Here is a 20,977-nt window from a genome sequence, read left to right on the forward strand (position 1 = left end):
TAGCTTAGGTTTTGGTTTCGGTTGAGATCCGCTAACCGCCTAGGAAACTTAGTATTCCAGTAAAATTGATCGACGCATGGTTTACTCACTCTACCCACGGATTCGCAAAGCGTGGATTATTAATAAAGCTTTCATCGGTCAAGCTTTCTAAAAATTCACGTAAATCCCCAATCTCTTGCTCAGTGAGTTGAAAGGGGCGTACAAAGCCGCTTTTATAAGGATTAGCGCGCCCATCCCCAGCATTCGCCCCTGAACTAATCTGGCGTCCACCCGCGGCATAATGACGAATAACCGCATCTAAGCTCTCAATACTGCCATCATGCATATAGGGCGCGGTTAAAGCGATATTACGCAAAGTCGGTGGACGAAAACGTCCCATATCTTCAGGCTTGCCTGTAATTTCGAAAATACCTTCACCGCCATCCGGATACTTACCTTTGCCATCGAGATTATACAAGCCATTATTGAAAAACTCGGTATCTGCAAAGCTTTGACTACGATCAAAAGAAGACAAGGTAAAATTCATCCCACCATGACAATGAAAACATTCAGTCTTTTCATTAAAAAACAAATTCATCCCACGCTTAGCGGCGGGTGTAATCGCAAACTGATTGCCTGCCTCATAGTGGTCAAATGGACTATTAAAGCTATTTAGACCGCGCTCAAAACTAGCTAGCGCTTTGGCGATATTCGCAAAATGTATGGGCTGAGTTTCATTCGGAAAGGCATCTTTAAACATACTTTGATAGCGGGGTTCAGCCTGTAAGCGCGCTAACACTTGTCCTTGATTGCTATCATTTACCCCCATTTCCACTGGAAACTCATTAAATAAAGGAATGGGCGCTTGCTGCTCTAAAGTCACTGTGCTGGGATTGCCCCAATTCACGCTCGCATTATACGCAATATTCACCAAAGCTTGGGCACTGCGAGGATGCTTTTCCCCGGTTGCACCGATGGCTTGAGCTAAACCATCGGTGAAAGCGAGTTCTTGACGATGACAGGAAGCACAAGAGAAGTTGGCTGGCCCTGATAAACGCGGGTCATAAAAAAGATGCCGCCCTAACTGAAACTTTTCCTCCGAAATCGGATTATCGGCATGCACGACAGGCAAAGGATAATTCGCCGGAATATTCCAGTTGAAACTGCGATCACTCTCCGAGCCTCCCGTATTAATCAAGGTTTGGTTATCTTGCTCAACACACGCACTCAAAACTAAACCCAAAGCTAGTATTGCCAACCGCCTTCTATCCAGCATTCTATCAGCCTCTTAGTTCGCTACACTAAAGGCTTTTTGCAAACCAGTGGCAGTGTGTGCACCATGACTCAAACCTAAATTATTGAAAATATGCATACATTCAATATCAGTCGCACCCGACATGCAGCCGGGCGGCATCACCGCATCGTTATTTAGATTCAGATCAGCCATTAACTTCGCATAATCAAAAACAACGGTGCTAGTAGTCAGATTGCTGACTTTGAAATTAGCAGTGAGCGTTACAGTAGGGCGATTCGGTGCTGTACAGTTCACTACGGCTCCTGTGATCGGATCACCTGAGCAGCCGGTAGAGCCTAAATGGAAGAAATAGGTATTGGAGATATTCGCACCACTAGCAGTATAAGCTAGCTGGACTTTATTTCTCGGATTCACATCCAGGCGCATAAATTTATGCCCAGTTTGCCATGACCAGAATAAACCTGAACGGTTATAAGGTGCGATGGCAGTACTGGCATTGTGATGATTCACGACTGCAGGTACGCCAACTTTAAACTCAAGCCCGATAATATCCGCTGAGCTTAAATTGTTCACACTGGCATAAACGACTTTATTGGTAGGCTTAGCTGCGCCATTACAAGCATCGGTTTTATCTTGGAAGTCTAAGAGGGCTACACCGTATTCTGAGTCTTGGAAATCATTTTTCTCCAAACTAGCACTAACCATTTGCCCAGCTTTAGTTTTGAATTTGATGTCGTGAATATAGAAAGCAAAATCAGCAAGCGTGCCTTGGTCTGCACTCAGACCTAAATTGGTCAATGGTGTACCGCAAGCAATGTCCGTAGCGCCCGCTTTGGCCTGAAAAGGAATAGTGAGATTGGTAGTTTTGCTATTATCATCACCGCCCCCACAAGCGACTAAGCTCAAGGCTAGCACTACAGGGCTGAAAGCATAGATTTTTTGCATGGTCTATTACTCTTAATTTAAAAATAGCAGAGTATTAGCAAGACCAATGCCAAGTATTTTTACTAATTACTTCAATCACTTAAAAAACGAGCCATCAAAAAACCGTGTGTTTTCACACAGTGCGGTAGGTGAAAACACATAAGTTTGCTGAACTCATTAAAACAGCAACGCACATTGCAAGCTCAGCCAGCTTTTGAGCACAAATATCAAAAAATAGTCATTCCATCTCTAAGCAGGCTTTTGCTTTAATAAAAGTTCACTTATTCTTGATTCATGGAATCTATTAATTTTGAGTTTTTGCGCCAGCATAATCCTAACTTAGCCGAAATTGCAGCTTTAGCGGAGGCCGTATTATTTATTGATCCAGGTAGTGCCTTAACACGCTTGCGCGGTTTTGCTGAGGAAGTCACAAAAACGATTTATCATTTAGATAAATTACCACGTCTGCCTCAATCAAGTTTCTCTGACTTAATTCATAATCCGGCCTTTCAGAGTTCCGCTAGCAAAGCCTTGATTTATCAGATCGACTTTTTGCGTATTGCAGGCAATGAAACTGCGCATGGTGGTTTAGGGGATAAACGCAAAGCACAAACAGCTTTAGGGATAGCCTATCAGCTCGCCTGCTATATGGCGGTCAATTACTACGGTAAAAGCAAAACTACTTTACCCACCTTCGTTGACCTACAAGACCCGCAGTCAGAAACTCAAAAGCTAAAAAAATCCTTATCCGCCACTGAAAAACAACTAAAAGAACAGCAGGAACAGTTACAACAAACTATTGAATTATTAGAGCGTGAACGCAGTAAACAGGCAGAGCGTTTACCGGCATTAAATTCTCAAGAATCTTTACAGCGTAAAACACAAAGCCAAACAGTGGCTGATTCTCTGCAATGGGATGAAGCCAAAACTCGCGCTTTATTAATTGATGCCCTGCTCGCGCAAGCAGGCTGGGATATTCACAACACGCAACAAGTAAGCCTTGAATTTTCAGTCGCTTATCCTGAAAACATCTCAGGCAAAGGCCGCGCTGATTATGTGCTGTGGGGGGAAAACGGCCAGCCTTTAGCCGTGATTGAGGCAAAAAAATCTGGCAATACCAGCTTACAAGCAGGACGTGAGCAAGCACGACTCTATGCCGATGCTTTACAGCAGATGGGTTATCAGCGCCCAGTGATTTTCTATACCAATGGTTACGAAACCTTTATCTGGGATGATCAGCAATATAATAGCTATCGCCCCGTTTACGGTTTTTATAGCAAAGACAGCCTCGACTATTTGATTTATCAGCGTACTTATCGCAGCAAAACTTTAGAGCAGCATAATCCTGATTTAAAAATCGCAGATCGCCCCTATCAAATTGAAGCCATTAAAACGGTTGCGGAACGTTTTCAGCAGCAGCGCCGCAAAGCCTTAATCATTCAAGCCACAGGCACAGGCAAAACGCGGGTTGCGATTGCTTTAGCTGAATTACTCCTACGTACTGCTTGGGCTAAGCGCGTGTTATTTCTATGTGATCGACGCGAATTGCGTAGTCAAGCCGATGAAGCTTTTAAACATAATTTGCCCTCTGAACCGCGCTGCGTGATTGGTGAAACCAATGACATTGACCAAAGTGCACGGATTTATATTGCAACTTATCCGGGGATGATGTCACGCTTTGCTCAATTGGATGTGGGATTTTTCGACTTGATTATTGCGGATGAATCACATCGGAGTATTTATAATAAATACCGTGATTTATTTGATTATTTCGATGCACTGCAATTAGGTTTAACCGCCACTCCAGTCAAATTTATTAGTCGCAATACCTTTGCTATGTTTGATTGCGATAAAACCGATCCAACTTATGAGTTTGGTTTAGAGGCCGCCATTAATAATGAGCCGCCCTATTTAGCCTCGTTTCGAGTGAAGGATTTAACCACCGAATTTCTACGCGATGGCATTCACTACAAAGATCTAAATCCTGAGCAACAACATCAATTAGAGGAGGATTTAGGCGAGGAGCAAGCAAAAAACACGAGGCTTGCCGGAAAAGACCTTGGGCGCAAAATTTTCAGTGAAGCCACAGATCGAGTGATTCTGGAAAATTTAATGAATCATGGCCTTAAGGATGAAACCGGCTCACTGGTCGGTAAAACCATTATTTTTGCCCAGCGCCAAGAGCATGCTGAACATTTGGAAAAACTATTCTGCAAACTCTATCCGCAATATGGCAGCAAGGTTTGCAAAGTCATTCATAATGCCATTCCCAAAGTCGACATTCTGATTAAAGAATTCAAAAAACGCGATAATGAATTTCGCATTGCTATTTCGGTGGATATGCTCGATACAGGTATTGATGTGCCGGAAGTAGTGAATTTGGTATTTGCTAAAAAAGCCATGTCGTGGGTGAAGTTTTGGCAGATGATTGGGCGAGGCACGCGTTTAAAACCCAATCTATTTGGGCAAGGCAAACATAAAACCGAATTTTATATCTTTGATCATTATGGCAATTTCGATTACTTCGATGAAGTGTATCAAGAGCCAGAAGATGTAGGCAGCAAATCCTTATTGCAGACCCTATTTGAAACCCGCCTTGAATTAGCCAAAGCCGCGCTGAAAGCTAATCATGCTCCCGCGTTTGATACAGCTATACAATCGATTCGTGAGGATTTAAACGATTTACCGCATGAGAGTATTGCGGTCAAACGTGAGTTGCGCAGCGTGCATGAATTGCAGCAATCTGAGCCGCTCCTCAAGGCATTTTCGCCTGCTACCCAACATATTTTAAGCAGCAAAATCGCCCCGCTCATGGCAGCGCGCATCTTGCAAGATAAACATGCCACGCAATTCGATAAGCTCATGGCGAGCTTGCAAATTTGCTGGGTGGAAAAAGCCAGTTGTTTAGCTGATAAGCGCGCAGAGTTATTAGCACAACTTGATAAATTAGCCATCAATATTCAGGCGGTACGGCAAAAAGATGTGCTCATTGCAGAAGTACGCAGTGCGGCATTTTGGCAAAATTTGAGCATGCCAGCTTTGGAGCGGGTGCGCTTGGAATTGCGTGGGATTATGAAATACCGCCAAGCAGAAAATGGAATGAGTTATGCTATCCCCATAACCTCTACCACGGATAATCATATTCGTGATCAAGAGCGTGTGGTCAAAATCGCCGGTGCTGATGAGGCTCTACTGTATCGTCGGCGCTTGAAAACGATTTTGGATAGCATGATTGCCCATAATCCCGTATTACAAAAAATCCGCCAGCATCAAGCGATTGCAGAAAATGAATTAAAAACCCTCACTTCAACGATTTTAACCACGCATCCGAGCGTGAGTTTGGAGGTTTTAAATAGTTTCTATGGGCGCACCGCTGAGCAATTAGACGAGACTTTGCGCGAATTAATTGGCTTGGATGTGCAAGCGGTTGAAGCGCATTTTATGGAATTTTTGCACACTCATCCCCAGCTCACCGCCAAGCAAGTGCAGTTTATGAATCTACTGAAAAACTATATTGCACAGCATGGCAGTATTTTGGTCGATCAATTATATGAAGCACCGTTCACGAGCGTGTCGCATGAGGGGATTGATGGGGTGTTTAACAAGGATTATGCAGATGACTTGTTTCGGGTGTTGAAACCGTTTTTGCGCAGGGAACAGGAGAAGGTCTCTCCCCTTAGATAATAAGACTACAACCAATCCACCAAACGCAAATTCGCTACTCGTTGAAATTCAGCCGTATTATTCGTCACCAGAATCGCGTCATGTGCACGAGTAATGGCGGCAATCATTAAATCATTCGGGCCGATCAGTTTACCTTGGCGAGTTAAGTCGGCACGGATTTGGGCATATTCTTCGGCACAACGATCATCGAAAGGCAAACTGGCTAAGGGTGCGAAAAACTGCTTGAGTCGTTGTAAATTCACTTCGACTTTTTGGCTATAGCGCGCACCATAAAGTAATTCCGCTTTTACGACACTGCATAAAGTAATCTCGCTTGGCGCATGATTTTGTAGTTGCTGTTTGACTTTGATTGAGTTGCCATTTAAGAAATGAATACAAGTGTTGGTATCGAGCAAGTACATTTAGAACAAAACCTCGCGTTGCTCATAGGTAGCCTGTTCGGGGCGCTCAAATCCCCCCTCCCACGAACCAAATAATTCAAAATAGTCATCTGGCCATTGATTGCCAATGTCTTTTCGAATCAACAGTGCTAGGTATTTGGACATGGATAAATGCAGGCGCTCAGCTTTTTGTTGAAGCTGCGCGGCTATTTCCTCAGGCACATAACAATGTAATTGTGGCATTTATTTCTCCAAATATATGTGTACTATGTGGATAGTATGGCACAACTTGCAAAAGCTGCTCAAGCTCGCCACACTACCGCCCTTCTTCGCACAAGGACTCAGCTCATGCTCACCGGACAAGCACGTAATGACATCGATAAACTCTGGGAAAAATTCTGGACGGGTGGAATTACTAACCCGTTGACGGTGATTGAGCAGATTAGTTATTTGATGTTTGCGCGCCTGTTGGATGTGCAGGAAGAATTGGCAGAGCGGAAAGCCGCACGGACTCAAAAACCCTTTGAACGGATTTTTCCTCTTGGTGAAGCCGGCCAGTTATTACGCTGGAAAAATTTTAAGAATCTTGATGGCAGAAAACTGCATAAGCATTTGAAGGATGAGGTTTATCCTTTCTTTGCCAAGCTCGGCGAGCAGCCCAATGAGGACTTGAGTGCGGAGGGTAAAGCGCTCAAAGGCTTGATTAATATGGGCGAGTATATGCAGGATGCGGACTTAGCAATTAAGAATGAATCCGTCTTGGTGGCAGCGGTTGATATGGTGGATAAGCTCGACCTGCAAAGCAGCGATACTAAAGGCGATATTTATGAATATTTGCTAAGCAAACTCACCACGGCTGGCATTAATGGGCAATTTCGTACTCCGCGCCATATTATTGATTGCATGGTGGAATTGCTTGACCCGCAGCCGACTGAAACGGTTTGCGACCCTGCTTGTGGCACAGCGGGTTTTTTGGCGCGCACCCGTGAATATTTGAACCGCAAGCATTCCAGTCCTGACGGGATTATTCCTGATGAAGATGGCAATTTGAGTTATAGCGGCGATTTGCTGAATGAACATGAGCGCGAGCATATTAATCGGCGCATGTTTTGGGGCTTTGATTTCGACACTACCATGCTGCGCGTGTCCAGTATGAATATGCTGCTGCATGGCGTGAGTGGCGCGCAAATTCATTATCAAGATAGTTTAAATAAGTCGATTAAAGACCATTTCGCCGCACAGGAAGAAAACTTTTTCGATGTGGTACTGGCGAATCCACCGTTTAAAGGCAGCCTTGACGAGAGCAATACCAATCCTGATGTATTGAGTTTGGTGAAAACCAAGAAGACCGAATTGCTGTTTGTGGCACATATTCTGCGTGCCTTGAAATTGGGAGGGCGCGCAGCGGTCATTGTGCCCGATGGGGTTTTGTTTGGTTCAAGTAATGCGCATCAGCAATTACGCCAAACTTTATTGGAAAACAACCAATTAGAAGGAATTGTTAGCCTACCGAGCGGGGTGTTTAAGCCTTATGCGGGTGTATCGACGGCGATCCTGATTTTTACCAAAGGCGGGCAAACCGAGCGCGTGTGGTTTTATGATGTGCAGGCAGATGGTTATTCGCTGGATGATAAGCGCAGCAAAATTGAGGCGAATGATTTGCCGAACGTATTGGCGCAGTGGCAGCGTTATCGTGCTTTAGTATTGAGCAATGCGGATGCTACAACGATTGAGCAAGCCTTTGGCGATAAGACACAAGTGGCGTTTGTGGTGAAGGCGGCGGATATTGCAGCAAATAAATTTGATCTGTCGATTAATCGCTATAAAGAAGTGGTGTATGCGCAGGAGGAATATGAAGCGCCTAAGGTGATTTTGGAGAAATTGAAGGCGCTGGAATTGGAGATTTTGGCGGATTTGGGGGAATTGGAGGGGATGTTGTGAGTTATCCGTTGGTTAAACTTGGTGATATAGGTGAGTTTAAAGCTGGCTTTGGATTTCCTCACGAATTTCAAGGCAAGGCAACTGGACAATACCCATTTGCTAAAGTCGGTGATATTTCTTCTGTAGGTCGTTCAGGGAAAAAATACATTAAATCTGCTGGGAACTACGTTGATAACGATGATCTTCCAAAACTTAAAGCAAAGCCAGTTCCAATTGGCACAATAGTTTTCGCAAAGATAGGCGAGGCTATTAGTCAGAATTTTAGAGCTATTACCTCAACTGAGATGCTCATAGATAATAACTCGATGGGCTTAATACCTAATACAGCCAAAATCGATGTTGATTATTTATATCATTTCATGTGTAGCTTGAATTTATATCCTTATGCTGGAGCTACAACTGTTCCTGCGCTTAGAAAGTCCGTTCTTGAAGAAATTACCATCCCCCTCCCACCCCTTGCCGAACAAAAACGCATTGCCGCTATTCTCGATAAAGCCGATGCGATCCGCCGTAAACGCCAGCAAGCGATTCAATTAGCCGATGACTTTCTGCGTTCGGTGTTTTTGGATATGTTTGGTGATCCGGTGACGAATCCGAAGGGGTGGGAGGAGGTTTTACTAAAGGATATAGCTGATATTCGCTCTGGTGTAACAAAAGGTAAAAAAGTGGACTTGGATACCGCGGTTACCATGCCTTACATGCGCGTAGCTAATGTGCAAGATGGTTACTTGGACTTATCCGATATTCAAGAAATTACTGTTTCACAAGTTGATGCTGAAAAATACCAATTAGCAAAGGGTGATCTTCTTTTAACAGAGGGTGGAGATCCTGATAAATTAGGTCGTGGCTATATTTGGAACTGTGAAATACCTAATTGCATTCATCAAAATCATATTTTCTCAGTACGCCTGCATGAAAAAAATCTGATTAAACCAGAGTTTTTAAGTGCCTTGATTAGCTCACAACGAGGCAAGCAATACTTCTTGAAAGTTGGAAAGCAGACAACTGGAATTGCAACTATCAATAAAACAGTCTTGAGTGAGTTCAAGCCTTTTATTCCTTCTGTGGAAAAGCAAGAAAGCTATTTAAGCATTACCCAGAAACATAAAGCTATCTTGAATAAATATAAAAGCAGCGACTCATCTCTATTCAATTCCCTCTCCCAAAAAGCCTTCTCCGGTCAACTCTAAAACCCTCACCCCCCGCCCCTCTCCCAAAGGTAGAGGGGAGCAAAAAATACGCCTTATCTTAAGCCCCTCGCCCTCAGGGAGAGGGGTTGGGGTGAGGGTGGCAACCATCTCACACATCATCCAAATCAAACAAACTTTCCATTAAATCCTGCGGTGGAGCAAAGAAATAATTCCCGCCCACTGCCGTGGTAAAATCCAGCAAGCTATCCACCAAACCATCCTCAGCCAAGCCATACATACGCTGCAACATCAAATCCAGTACCGCTAAGTTATTGGTATAGCCTAAAAAAATCGTTCCCTTTTCCCCACCCACACTTGCATACGGCAAATTATGGCGCACGATGTCGATGTCTACATTCGAGCGTACATTGTGAGCCGTCGCTGGTTTAATAGCGTCATCTAGTTCCGCGCCATCCCATTTGCTGCGCCCAACTACTTTTTCCTGCGCATCCACACTCAAGGCTTGCCATTTGTTCAAATGGTGTACAAAACGTTGCGCCAATAAGAAACTACCACCCGCACAATCACCGGCTGACTCATCCAATAAAGTCGCGGCCATGCGCTCATCCAGTGCTACCGGATTTTCAATACCATCAATAAAGCCAATCAAATCGCGCCGATCACGAAACACAAAACCTTGACGCTCATCCAACACCTTCGCGCCTTCCCAGCCATTCATCAAAGCATCCGCCAACTCATAACACCCATCAATGCGTTGGCTGGTAATGTGCACAAACACATTGGCAGGCGATAAAGGTAGCGGATAGTTGCCCTCAATCACTGGCATCGGGAGAAAATTCGCGGGGCCACTCGGATGCAGCTTGTTCCACAACTCTTTAGCAAATGCGATGGCGGTCGTGATCTGAGCTTCAGGCGCAGTACGGGTTAATACATGACGCTTGGCATAAAACGCCGCAATTTGTGCTTGCAGATGCGCTTCCCCTGCCTTACTCACCCGAATAAATAAAAATAAAGCAGCCGGATTAGCTTGCCCATTAATGGCAGATTGTGCAGACATGACCAAGGCAGACTCCTTCCTGATAAGCAACCGAATCTTTGGATTATAGAGGAAATGAGGCTGAGACCAGATGAGGTTTATGCAGAAAATACAGGCGCTTTTTCAAAAATACCGTGCTACTTATAACTATCCAGTGCTTTTTGCATTCTCTCAGGGGCAAAAGTAACAACATGCTCAAAGGTATCTAATGTAAAAGTCTTATCAACACACTCATCCCAAAAAGCACCATGCAATTTATCTATTTCATGCTCAGAAGACTCAACCGACTCAGCATTATCACCTTGGATCGAAAACCAAGATAAATATAAGCGCCCATGCTTTTCAGTCATAAATATAGTTTCTAAAACCATTTTTTCACGCTCAAGGGTCTGAATGCACTCAGCTTTTCGGTCACGTAATACTTGCATCCATTCTCTAGCACGGGTTTCCTTGCCAAGTTTTATACGAAAAGTGTCAAATTCGGTTTTCATAAGCCTTAGAGTTGTCCTCTGAACCTACCGCCCACCTTACAAACTTTCCACTGTCAGTGGAAACATTAGAATCTATCGCCAGTCAAACTCATTAAGTCGAACTATCCATCAGTGAGGAGTTGTAATGCGAGCCATAATGGTTGCCAGTTTACTATTTTTGAGTCCACTAGCAAACGCCACACCTTTTTTTGAATCAGTGATTGCCGCTATGGCTATTCCTAACTCTGCCAGTCATACCAATAATAGCTGGGAAGATGCAGACAAAATCAAAGGGGTAAAATGGCAGTGGCCTTATTATAAGTCCGGTGCACATGACAGCACGATGCAAGGTAGGCTGAAACTAGGTAAAGATAAAAATCCCAATATAGGCACTACTACCATCACTATTAATGGCGCACGCAGTTTTATCACCGACATTGAAATTTCGATTGCGAATGAATCTGCTGAAATTAAAGATTTTGGTAAGGGTAAAGTTACCGCGCTCAAAACTAGTTGTGACGACGACTCAGCAACCTATCAAGTGGCGTTTTATGAGTTTGAGAAACCTAACTATAAACCTTTATTCATTAGCCAAGTATCCAGTTGGGGCGCAAGCGGTAGTGGCACTGTAGATTTTAAAGTGGCCTACGATTTGAATGATTTATTAAACCTCAATCCTATTACCTGCCAAGTTTTAAAAAGATGACTCCAAGGAAATGATTATGAAAAAATTAACCTTAGCCGTTTTGGTATTAGCCAGCCTAGCGTCTGTGGCACAAGCTGAAACTAAATACGAAGCTGAATATGGTCAATGCACTAAGGCAGCAGGTACGATGAATAATGGCGTGATGAGTGCTTGTTCGGAAACCGTCTCGGAAATGGCTAAAAAGGACATTAATACTTATTACAAAGCAATTGAAACTAAATTAAAAGATTATGATCATAAAGCCGACTTACTTAATAAACTCGAAGCCAGTCAAAAAGCTTGGATTCAATACCGCAATATGCATTGTGCTCTAAGTGAAATGATTGCTGCACATGAGGTATTTTGTTTGATGCAGGTCAATGCGCAACGTGCGGAAGAACTCAAAGTCTTAGCAGAATAAGTTCAAGCACTAAAAAATTTTAGGTCTTTGTCTCCAAATAGCTTACATAAGAATGGAGGCAAAGACTGACGGATCGCTATTCTCTATCGGTTTTTGCCATCCCTCTCAACTGTTTCAAAATAAACTTAGCGTCTATTATCAATCTATTTTTTTAGAGTGAATTAAGTAGTAGAACTAAGATATGTTTCTAACTCTTCTGCAGTTTTAATCAAGGCACTTATCAGCGGCGACCACGGCTCGCGCCCAGCCACTACCAAGCCTGTCTGCGAACTAAAACTTGGCTCAGTGAGCGCTAAGACTTTCACTCCCGCCGGTACACCAATTAACTCCAAGACATTCTGTGGCAAAATTGCAGACCAACCACCCGCCGACACATGTGCCAGCATACTGATAATCGAATTGGTTTCCAGACTCGGTTCGGCGCTATAACCCAATTGACTAAAAATCGCGTCAATCATTTTGCGGTTTTGCATATCGGAGGTAAGCAGGCAGAGTGGTGTATGGGTGGCTTCATACCACGTAATCGTTTCACGATTGGCTAACTCACTATCGAGTGGGCACAAAAATACATGATGCTCATCCCAGAGCGGCACAGTCAATAACTGCTGCTGCACCCCCGATTCGACATACATAATCCCTGCATCAATATCGAATTGCTGCATGCGCTTGAGAATTTCACCAGTGCCGAGTGAACGTACTTCCAGATTCACTTGCGGGTGCTGACGTGCAAACGCGGCCGTTAAACTAGCGACCACCGTTAACGCAGTTGGAATCACTCCCAAGGTCAAATGCCCCGTCAGCTCCTCACGCAAAGAACGCAATTCTTGGCGCAATCCTTCAGCAGTAGCTGCCAAGCGAATCGCATGCTCGACGACACACTGCCCTTCGCGCGTTAAACCCGCAAAACTACGCCCACGATTGACCACTGCCACGCCCAACTCCAACTCAATTTCACGGATGGCAGCCGAGAGTGTCGAAGGTGAAATATGAGAAGCCGCCGCCGCGCGACCGAAGTGCTTTTCACGGGCAAGGGCAATGAGATAGAGATATTTGCGGGAGATCATGTAGTCATTGTGCCAGCTCTGTGCTAGCAAGGCTAATCGGCCTAAAGCAGTTCAAGATTAACTTACCAGCCATTACAGACTTAATAAATCTAGCTCCATTGATAATTAACAAAATTACCTACATTTAAACTAGTATCCCCCAGCTAGAGCTGTTATGAATAAGAAATGCAGGCTTTGGTACGAATTATGCAGTTATTTTTACACTGTAATTCTGTACCCTAGCGGCGAACGACCACCACAGACAGGCACCACTTAAGACTATTCGGGTTACGAATGGGCTAGCTAGGGTGCATAGGAGCTAACTAATGTTGAGTTTTAAAGATTTCACCGATTACTGTGACCTGAGCGAAGACGGCTTGAGATCGCTACACAATGGCTTGCCCGTCAATGGTTTGGATACCAGTAACTCAGCACAGCCTACTAAGCACAAACCGCAAACGCCTCAGCAGACTTTGCAATATTTGCGCAAATATTTGGACTATCTGGAAAAAAAACAGCGTGTTTAATAGGCTGAAGAATTACTCCAAATACCGCAAGCGCGATAAATGTTTATTCAGCGAAAACTCCAGCTTCTCCGACCAATGCAATGCGGCTTCTCTCAAGACATTATTTGCATCATAATTTGCGATTTTTCCCGCCAGAATCACCCAGTTTTTACTGCCGGTTAAAACATAACGCAGGTCAGCAAAATGCTCGCGTAATGCACTGCGTAAATAAGGATCGTCTTGTTGCTCTTGCCAGCAATTCAGCACCAGCCAGCCCTGCTCTTTTAATAAGTCGGCACAGCGGTGAATAAAATCAGCACGCAACTGCACTTCCGCCGTACCGCTCGCATCATATAAATCCGCAAAAATTACATCGACTTTGCGCAACTGATGATTGAATAGAAAATCATCGGCATTCTGCTGAATAACCTCGAGGCGTTTGGCACGTGGGAGTTGAAAATAACGGTGTGCAACCTCAATCACATTTGCACGTAACTCGACAGCGGTAATGTGGATATTTTTCACCGCATGATGCAAGGCTGTAGCTAAACTGCCGCCGCCCAAACCTAGCAATAAAACACGTTTGGGTTGGCAGAATAGCAACACCAATAACATGGCTTGGGTGTAGTCATATTGCAGAATATGGGGCGCAGCTTTCAGGCAGCGGCTTTGTTCATCATTGGTGGCAAAGGATAAAATAGAACAATCACCGTCGTCATACACAGTGACCATGCCATACTCATCTTGGGCTTGATAGCTGATTTTGCTCATGGCGGCGAGCTTAGCGCAAATCAATGCGCCTTGTCTCAATCAGCAATAACTTAGTTTAAACAACTGGTGTTGGGGCTTCGACTAAATCCCAACGATTACCATAGAGATCCAGAAAAACTACCACCATTCCATAAGGTTCTTTGCGTGGCACTTCTACAAACCGAATCCCATTATCTTGTAAGGAATCGTAATACTCCCAAAAATTATCGGTATGTAGGAAGAAAGCAACTCGTCCACCGGCTTGTTTCCCCACCTGCGCCTGTTGTTCTGGAGTAGCAGCCCGTGCCAATAATAAAGCATTGCCACCTTGCCCTTGTGGTGCGACCCGAACCCAACGCTTTTCAGGGCTTAAGTGCTTATCTTCAAGCACCTCAAATTGCAGACGCTTAAAAAAAGCGATGGCCTCATCATAATCGTGCACCAGAAAACTGGTGAGTGCTAAAGATTGAGCCATGATTTACCTCCTGAAACCACCAGACTAAATGAACTGTCAGCGCTGCCTTGTAGTTGTGAGCCTTCTAGGCTACGACTACTTAAATTTATTGTTAATTTATGACATTTTCACGACGAAGGACGAGCAACTTAACGACCGAACAATGATTATGTTGCAAAGATTATACCGTTCAATATGTGAACTTCAGCCTTAAGTATAGCTGCTCCGTGTTATCCAGTAAGATAGCTTAAAATTTTTAATTTAAGGAGATGAATGAATGCAAAAAACAGCCGTAATTACTGGAGCCAATCGTGGCCTTGGTTTTGGAGCAGCCCAAGCACTTGCAGCTCAAGGCTATCAAGTCTTTATGCTCGGGCGTAATCCAGAGCAAATTGCCCAAGCTGCAAGCCAAGTACCGCAGGCCATTGGGCTAGCTGTAGATGTAGCCAAGACTGAGCAGGTTAAAGCAGCAGCTAAGCAGATCAGCCAACAGATTGACCATCTAGACGTTTTGATCAATAACGCCGGCGTAATTTTGGAACGTGATCATCCGAATCTCACCACTGCTGACCCTGAAATTATGTTGGCGACTTTTAATATCAATACGGTCGGTGCTTTACGTATGACGCAAGCTTTTATGCCGCTTTTAGAAAAATCATCTGCTCCACGGATTGTTAATGTATCTTCCGGCATGGGCGGCTTAACTGAGATGGGGGCGGGTTACCCAGCCTATCGGCTGTCTAAAACTGCCTTAAATGCTCTCACTACCTTTACCGTCGCGGAGGTGCATAATCCAAAATTTAAGGTGAATAGTGTTTGTCCCGGTTGGGTGCGCACGGCTATGGGAGGTAGCCAAGCGGATCGGAGTATTGAGGAAGCGATTCCGGGGATTCTTTGGGCTGCACAATTGCCAGAAGATGGGCCAACGGGGGGATTTTTTCGGGATGGGCAGCGTTTAGATTGGTAGAGCATTACTATAGTATTTGTATTTACCCTCATGCTAGGTATGAGGGTAAATTTTAGTTGTACTTTGCATAAAACTTGTTAAATGATGTCTAGCTACTGCAATTCGATTGATGTTGTTAAAAGTCCCCATAGTTTATTTAATAGCAAACTTAGTTATTTATGAATAAAGTCCATGTACCACTACTTAGCTACCCTCTGCAGCATCTGCAAACCTTAACTACCGTTAGCTCTAAACGGATTCTAATCGGCCTAGCTGGCCTGCCCGGTTCAGGTAAAACCACCTTAGCTCAGCAATTACAAAACGAATTTCTAACAGCCAATCCAACTGGCTCAATGCAAGTACTTAGCATGGATGGTTTTCATTTAAGTAAAGCGCAGTTACAGGCGATGCCGAACCCAGAGCGTGCCTTTGCACGAAGAGGAGCGCCTTGGACCTTTGATGCAGTTGGTTTTGTGGCAAAGATTCGTGACCTGAAACTCGGGCAGGGAAGAAAGGTAACTTGGCCGATCTTTGAACATAGTGTAGGTGACCCCGTAGCGGATGCGATTAGCGTCGAGCCTAGTTGCCAAATTGTGCTGGTCGAGGGTTTATATATTCTTTATCGTGAGCAGGAGTGGGCTGGTTTAGAAGGCTTATGGGATGAAACTTGGTATTTAGATACCCCGCTGGAATTAGCCCAAGCCCGCTTAGTGCAGCGGCATCAGCAAGCTTGGGGTATTAGCCAGGAGGTTGCTTTAGAACGAGTGTTATCCAGTGATGCTAAAAATGCCACTTTAGTAGCCAGTTTGCGCGCAAAGGCGGACTATTTAATTGCAATTTAGACTATGGGCTTAAAGCACTCCGAGCATTTTGGTGTGTGTACTTGCTGTGGACGTAACACCGCTCTCACTTTTCATCATTTAATTCCCCGCAAGCTACATCGCCGCACAGCTTTTAAGAAAAAATATGGTCGCGACGAATTAAACCAAGGTATTGCAGTCTGTCGGCTTTGCCATAATGGGATTCACGATCTTTACACTGAAATGCAGCTAGCAAAGGCGTTCATAAGTTTACAAGCTTTGCTGGCTGATCCGGCTTTGCAGCTGCATTTTGCGTGGGTGGCTAAACAGAAGTAACCACTAAAATTTATTGCTTATAACCGACATAAGCCACCGAGCCATCGGGTGAATAATCTAAGCGCACGGGGCGTTGTTTGCCATCCCAAAGGAAGGTTGATTTACCTGAAGCTGCTAAAATAATCCGATTAGGTAAAGCCTCCAAAGGCACAACAACACTCCCTAAACGTGCATAATCTGAAGTGACTAAGACACTAGTTGGGCTTTTTTTGGTCACTGTTAGATTCACATCCGTTTTTGAACTACCACGAGAGTCTGAGGTGACTTCGCCATGATATTGACCGATCACTAAATCAGCAAGGTCTGGTCTATTATCCCTAGCAACCAGACTCGTGCTACCCACTAAGAAACTAGCAGCTAAACCCCAGGTGAGATAAGAGTGTTTCATAGTTTTAGGCTCCTTTTCAGCATAACTTAAAATACCATTTAGAGTCCATATTAAAGCAATCAGGGCTAAAGTCTATAGGCGCTTTGAAAAAGGAGGAAGCTAAACACTCTGAAGCTTGGATGAGGCTTCAGAGTGAGTGCAGATAAGTTATTTTTTGAGCTGCTCAATCCAGAGACGTAAGGCCGCTAACTGTTCTTTAATTAAACCTTGAATGCTGGCATCAGTCAGCTTGCCGTCTTGATCAAAGGTATTAGCAAAAGCATTACAGAAAACTTCCGGTTTATTCAAAGGATGCAGGTTTAAATACACACAAACTTGGCGCAAATGGTATTGAGCGCGGGCGCTACCCATCCCTGCTGCAGAACCCACGATAGCAACTGGCTTACCGGATAACAAAGCATTATTGGGTTCACGTGAGGCCCAATCCAAAGCGTTTTTCAAAGCAGGCGCAATAGAATAGTTATATTCAGGACAAGCTAATAATAAAGCATCTGCCTCCGCTAATTGGGCTAATAGGGTGTGCACGGCGGCAGGTTTTTCAGTGAGATCAGCGTTATAAAAGGGTAAGTTTTTAATGTCAGCAATGGTAATTTCCATCCCCTCTGGTGCCTGCGCTTGGGCATAGTGCAGTAAGCCAGTATTGGTTGATTTCGCCCGCAGACTGCCGCTAATAGCCACGACTTTGATTGATTTGCTCATGAAGTTCTTCTCATAGTGCTTATAAAAAATTTGAGCCTATTGCGCTTTTCAGGAACACAACAGGATATTATTTGCTCGATTAAGGGCGCGAGCTAGTATGGCAAGTTAGCCGCTAGAAAGCCAAGCGCTTAGGGTTATAACAATTTTAACTCCAGTTTGAGAGTCTTTAAGCACCATGCAAGCATCTGAATTAGGGCAGCTACGCCGCTTTATTATTAAGCTTGGTACTAGCTTACATACTTATGGTGCTCCAGCGCATCGCTTAGAAAATCTATTGGAAGAAGTCACCACTGCTTTAGGGATTGAGGGAGTATTTTTAGTCACACCGACCACGATGCATTTCCTATTTCGGGAAAAAGACTCGGATGAGGAACACAACCATATCGAGCGAGTGCAACCGAACTTATTTGATTTGAATCGACTCGCCCGCACGCATGAATTGGTGGATGCCGTGCTGGCTAAACAAATCGATCTAAAACAAGCACGTACTCAACTGGAACAGATTAAAACCATGCCAGACCCTTATCCACGCTGGTTAATGCTCTTAGCTTGGGGTGTGCTCTCGGCAAGTTTTGCTTTGGTTTGTGGAGCACAATGGCCAGAAATCGTTGCGGCCAGTACTGCTGGCTGCTTTGCCTATTTACTAGTAGTGTTATCTGAACGCTCTAAACGTTTGGAGGAAATGTTAGAGCCACTTACTGCTTTATTAATCGCTTTTGGGATTAGTGGTGCTACCGCATTAGGCGCTAAGTTAAATGTGCCTATTGTGATTTTGGCAGGAGTTATTGCTTATATTCCGGGGCTGGTGATGACGATTGGTTTGCGTGAATTAGCCGCACGGCATGTTTTATCGGGTACGGTGCGGATTATGGATGCGGGGATGACAGTGTTTAAGCTCTATTTTGGTGCGATGTTTGGCCTCGCCTTAGCCGGTATTTGGTGGACTACTCCACAAATTCCTTTGCAGGCAGCTACCGTAAGTATTTGGAGTTACCTAGCAGTGCTCGGTTTGAGTCTGTCACTCTTAATTATTTTTAAAATTAGCTGGCGAGATGCGCCTTGGGGCTTATTGGCAGGCACGATTGCTTATGTGAGTGCGAGTTTAGGGGCAATCGTATTTGAGTCGAGCTTAGCCGGTTTGATGGGTGCTTTAGTGGTAGGCATTTATGCGAATGCCTATTCAGTACTCAAGAATCGACCGACTTCAATTGTGCTGCTACCAGGCATTGTGCTCTTAGTGCCGGGGAGCAAGATGTACATTGGTTTAAATAATTTCGTGACCGGCGAGTCAATCCTTGCTAATACTATGAATAGTGCACAAGTCTTGTTGGCGTTTATGGCGATTGTGGCAGGTTTAATGTTTGCTAATCTGATTTTGCCACCGAAACGTCGGCATTGAGTCGGCTCGTTAGCTGAAATTAACTGAAAAAGGAGTGAGTCATGCCTAATCAAGCGATTGTTAAAGAGTATTCGAATGGTGAAGTGACGATTGTTTGGCAACCGGCTAAATGTATTCACTCAACCTTGTGTTTCCGTAGTTTGCCGCAGGTGTTTAATCCTCAACAGCGTCCGTGGGTGAAGGTGGATGCGGCCACCACAGAGCGCTTAATTGAGCAAGTGAAAAGCTGTCCTTCTGGTGCCTTATCTTACAAAATGGATCAAGCGAGCATACCCGCAGCCACTACCAAAACAGAAGTGGTTAAAGTCAAAGTAACGCCAAATGGCCCGTTAATTGTGCAAGGTGCGATTGAAGTACAAGATAAAACGGGTGCGACTACTACCCACACTATGACCGCTTTATGCCGCTGCGGAGCTTCAGCGAATAAGCCTTATTGTGATGGCTCCCATCAACGGGTAGGCTTTACAGATCAGTAACTAAGCTCTAGTTGACTACTGATAAACTAACCAGCTGTTCATGCTCAGCTGGTTTTTTAGAGTGTCATTAGTCGTATTTCCATCACCAGCTATGCGGGTGCTGCTAGCTTCTTCAGCCTAGTTTAGCGAGGGTTAGGGGGAGTTTGGCAGGGATAGTGTCCAGTGGAATTAAGCTTAAAAGAACTACAAATCCTCAAAGACCTAGATGATGGCTCCTTATATGCTTCACCGATGCTGGTGCAGCAGCTTTTGCGTTATCCGGGAATGCGTAATCCGCGCTTATTTTTAAGCTTTGATTATCACGGCAAAGCGGATGGCTATTTGCCAGTAGGGCAATGCTATAACAATGATACTTATACTTATATCGCGGCTATGCCGAATTCGCCAGCGATTAGCCCAACTTACACCCCAGGTGCTTTACAGGTTTTAAAGCGTTTACGTTTGCCTTATTTTGATACCGATGTTGTGAGTTATGATCCGCAGGTAAAGCAAGAACCTACCGCCAGCGCTTATGGCTTACCACTTGAAAAATATCTGCAGTTACTTTCTCCGAGCCGCCGTACCGATATTCGCCGTAAGCTTAAAAAACTCGCTAGTTTCAGCATTGTCCCAGGGAAGTTAATCAATATTGTTGAGGCTCGACCTTGGCTTCTGCAGGTTTGGGCTGAGCGCTTCACGGCGGCTGAATTAAAAGACCAGGATGCTTATGCGCATGTGACTTTAGCGTGGTTGGCAGCGGTACAACATTCAGGGCGCGCTATTCTCAAAATCGACCGCTATCAATGGCAAGGCAAGATGGTCGGCATTAATTGCTGTGTGTTGCATCATTATCGTGGCCGGTTGCACTGTGATGACTATCTGACTTGGTATGATCCAAAATTAGCTTCTGGCTTAGGGATTATCAGTGTAGTACGGAATTTGACTGATCCTTATCTGTTAGGTAGTCGGTATAATTTGGGTAGTCCAGGGGTGGGCGGAACTCATCCGCGGCATGTGTATAAACTTAATTTACTACCTCCAAGCTTGCGCTTAACCCAATCGGTGTTTGATACTCGTCAATATTATCGAATCAAGCAGGCAGCGACCCTGTAAAAATTAAACCTACTGACAAAACCTAAAGCAAGCTTATGAAAATTGGAGCTAAGCTGCATTTTATAAGCTAAGCCAGTGAGAAACTTGCGGTGCAGATTGATTAAATTTCTGAACAGGGATGATTGACAGAAATGAACATTCATTCTATGTTGACTTTAATCG

The 20,977-nt window shown here is 44.4% G+C and carries 23 protein-coding genes; 12 read left to right on the top strand and 11 right to left on the bottom strand.

Going from position 1 to position 20,977, the window contains the following annotated elements; genetic code table 11:
- Nucleotides 1-85: 85 nt before the first annotated feature.
- Together Q0230_RS06940 and Q0230_RS06945 are read right to left on the bottom strand one after the other, a co-directional pair.
- Nucleotides 86-1,237: a methanobactin export MATE transporter MbnM gene (locus tag Q0230_RS06940; protein ID WP_298609136.1), complete on the bottom strand. Its 1,152-nt coding sequence runs from the start codon at nt 1,235-1,237 to the stop codon at nt 86-88.
- 30 nt (nt 1,238-1,267) lie between these two features.
- Nucleotides 1,268-2,179, bottom strand: a complete 912-nt coding sequence (locus Q0230_RS06945; RefSeq protein ID WP_298609137.1) for an MbnP family copper-binding protein — start codon at nt 2,177-2,179, stop codon at nt 1,268-1,270.
- Nucleotides 2,180-2,452: 273 nt separating this feature from the next.
- Here Q0230_RS06945 and Q0230_RS06950 point away from each other — a divergent pair, with 273 nt between their 5' ends.
- A complete protein-coding gene (locus tag Q0230_RS06950; RefSeq protein ID WP_298609138.1) occupies nt 2,453-5,842 on the top strand; it encodes a DEAD/DEAH box helicase family protein in 3,390 nt (1,129 codons plus the stop codon).
- Nucleotides 5,843-5,847: 5 nt separating this feature from the next.
- On the opposite strand, the gene Q0230_RS06955 is transcribed toward Q0230_RS06950, so the two are convergent.
- A complete protein-coding gene (locus Q0230_RS06955) occupies nt 5,848-6,243 on the bottom strand; it encodes a type II toxin-antitoxin system VapC family toxin (protein ID WP_298609139.1) in 396 nt (131 codons plus the stop codon).
- The gene (locus tag Q0230_RS06960; RefSeq protein ID WP_298609140.1) at nt 6,244-6,465 is read right to left on the bottom strand and encodes a hypothetical protein; all 222 of its coding nucleotides are present in this window, start codon (nt 6,463-6,465) and stop codon (nt 6,244-6,246) included.
- 105 nt (nt 6,466-6,570) lie between these two features.
- On the opposite strand from Q0230_RS06960, the gene Q0230_RS06965 reads away from it, so the two are divergent.
- The gene (locus Q0230_RS06965) at nt 6,571-8,163 is read left to right on the top strand and encodes a class I SAM-dependent DNA methyltransferase (protein ID WP_298609141.1); all 1,593 of its coding nucleotides are present in this window, start codon (nt 6,571-6,573) and stop codon (nt 8,161-8,163) included.
- Nucleotides 8,160-9,353, top strand: a complete 1,194-nt coding sequence (locus Q0230_RS06970; RefSeq protein WP_298609142.1) for a restriction endonuclease subunit S — start codon at nt 8,160-8,162, stop codon at nt 9,351-9,353. Before Q0230_RS06965 ends, Q0230_RS06970 begins: the two co-directional genes overlap by 4 nt.
- Nucleotides 9,354-9,462: 109 nt before the next feature.
- On the opposite strand, the gene Q0230_RS06975 is transcribed toward Q0230_RS06970, so the two are convergent.
- Entirely contained in the window at nt 9,463-10,371 is a 909-nt protein-coding gene (locus tag Q0230_RS06975) for a Dyp-type peroxidase (RefSeq protein ID WP_298609143.1), read from the bottom strand.
- Between the two features lie 116 nt (nt 10,372-10,487).
- Nucleotides 10,488-10,841, bottom strand: a complete 354-nt coding sequence (locus Q0230_RS06980; protein WP_298609144.1) for a DUF6176 family protein — start codon at nt 10,839-10,841, stop codon at nt 10,488-10,490.
- A gap of 124 nt (nt 10,842-10,965) precedes the next feature.
- On the opposite strand from Q0230_RS06980, the gene Q0230_RS06985 reads away from it, so the two are divergent.
- Complete coding sequence (locus tag Q0230_RS06985) at nt 10,966-11,526, top strand: hypothetical protein (protein ID WP_298609145.1); 561 nt, start codon at nt 10,966-10,968, stop codon at nt 11,524-11,526.
- Between the two features lie 16 nt (nt 11,527-11,542).
- Nucleotides 11,543-11,926, top strand: coding sequence for a lysozyme inhibitor LprI family protein (locus Q0230_RS06990; RefSeq protein WP_298609146.1), 384 nt, complete (start codon nt 11,543-11,545; stop codon nt 11,924-11,926).
- 161 nt (nt 11,927-12,087) lie between these two features.
- Here the strand turns inward: Q0230_RS06990 and Q0230_RS06995 are convergent, their stop codons facing one another.
- Complete coding sequence (locus Q0230_RS06995) at nt 12,088-12,990, bottom strand: LysR family transcriptional regulator (RefSeq protein WP_298609147.1); 903 nt, start codon at nt 12,988-12,990, stop codon at nt 12,088-12,090.
- 305 nt (nt 12,991-13,295) lie between these two features.
- Between Q0230_RS06995 and Q0230_RS07000 the strand changes: the two genes are divergently transcribed.
- Nucleotides 13,296-13,496 (top strand): hypothetical protein, encoded by a 201-nt coding sequence (locus Q0230_RS07000; protein ID WP_298609148.1) that lies wholly within the window; start codon nt 13,296-13,298, stop codon nt 13,494-13,496.
- Between the two features lie 12 nt (nt 13,497-13,508).
- On the opposite strand, the gene Q0230_RS07005 is transcribed toward Q0230_RS07000, so the two are convergent.
- On the bottom strand, nt 13,509-14,246 hold the full coding sequence (locus Q0230_RS07005) for a methyltransferase domain-containing protein (RefSeq protein WP_298609150.1): 738 nt from the start codon (nt 14,244-14,246) through the stop codon (nt 13,509-13,511).
- A 55-nt stretch (nt 14,247-14,301) separates the two neighbouring features.
- Nucleotides 14,302-14,700: a VOC family protein gene (locus Q0230_RS07010; RefSeq protein WP_298609153.1), complete on the bottom strand. Its 399-nt coding sequence runs from the start codon at nt 14,698-14,700 to the stop codon at nt 14,302-14,304.
- A gap of 256 nt (nt 14,701-14,956) precedes the next feature.
- Between Q0230_RS07010 and Q0230_RS07015 the strand changes: the two genes are divergently transcribed.
- The 3 genes from Q0230_RS07015 to Q0230_RS07025 all read left to right on the top strand — a co-directional run bounded on the left by Q0230_RS07015 (nt 14,957) and on the right by Q0230_RS07025 (nt 16,761).
- A complete protein-coding gene (locus tag Q0230_RS07015; RefSeq protein ID WP_298609154.1) occupies nt 14,957-15,646 on the top strand; it encodes an SDR family NAD(P)-dependent oxidoreductase in 690 nt (229 codons plus the stop codon).
- A 158-nt stretch (nt 15,647-15,804) separates the two neighbouring features.
- A complete protein-coding gene (locus tag Q0230_RS07020; protein ID WP_298609155.1) occupies nt 15,805-16,467 on the top strand; it encodes a hypothetical protein in 663 nt (220 codons plus the stop codon).
- Between the two features lie 3 nt (nt 16,468-16,470).
- Nucleotides 16,471-16,761 carry an HNH endonuclease gene (locus tag Q0230_RS07025; protein WP_298609157.1) on the top strand — a complete coding sequence of 97 codons (291 nt, stop codon included), beginning with the start codon at nt 16,471-16,473 and terminating at the stop codon, nt 16,759-16,761.
- 10 nt (nt 16,762-16,771) lie between these two features.
- Here the strand turns inward: Q0230_RS07025 and Q0230_RS07030 are convergent, their stop codons facing one another.
- Both Q0230_RS07030 and Q0230_RS07035 read right to left on the bottom strand, forming a co-directional pair.
- Complete coding sequence (locus Q0230_RS07030) at nt 16,772-17,149, bottom strand: hypothetical protein (protein WP_298609158.1); 378 nt, start codon at nt 17,147-17,149, stop codon at nt 16,772-16,774.
- A 147-nt stretch (nt 17,150-17,296) separates the two neighbouring features.
- Nucleotides 17,297-17,848 carry an NADPH-dependent FMN reductase gene (locus tag Q0230_RS07035; RefSeq protein ID WP_298609159.1) on the bottom strand — a complete coding sequence of 184 codons (552 nt, stop codon included), beginning with the start codon at nt 17,846-17,848 and terminating at the stop codon, nt 17,297-17,299.
- A gap of 175 nt (nt 17,849-18,023) precedes the next feature.
- Here Q0230_RS07035 and Q0230_RS07040 point away from each other — a divergent pair, with 175 nt between their 5' ends.
- From Q0230_RS07040 to Q0230_RS07050, 3 genes are all read left to right on the top strand, one after another.
- The gene (locus Q0230_RS07040; protein ID WP_298609160.1) at nt 18,024-19,247 is read left to right on the top strand and encodes a threonine/serine exporter family protein; all 1,224 of its coding nucleotides are present in this window, start codon (nt 18,024-18,026) and stop codon (nt 19,245-19,247) included.
- A gap of 41 nt (nt 19,248-19,288) precedes the next feature.
- Complete coding sequence (locus Q0230_RS07045) at nt 19,289-19,723, top strand: (4Fe-4S)-binding protein (protein WP_298609161.1); 435 nt, start codon at nt 19,289-19,291, stop codon at nt 19,721-19,723.
- A 162-nt stretch (nt 19,724-19,885) separates the two neighbouring features.
- Entirely contained in the window at nt 19,886-20,815 is a 930-nt protein-coding gene (locus tag Q0230_RS07050) for a hypothetical protein (RefSeq protein ID WP_298609162.1), read from the top strand.
- The last annotated feature ends 162 nt before the right edge of the window (nt 20,816-20,977 follow it).

Source organism: uncultured Thiothrix sp. (assembly GCF_937876535.1).
Taxonomy (GTDB): Bacteria; Pseudomonadota; Gammaproteobacteria; order Thiotrichales; family Thiotrichaceae; genus Thiolinea.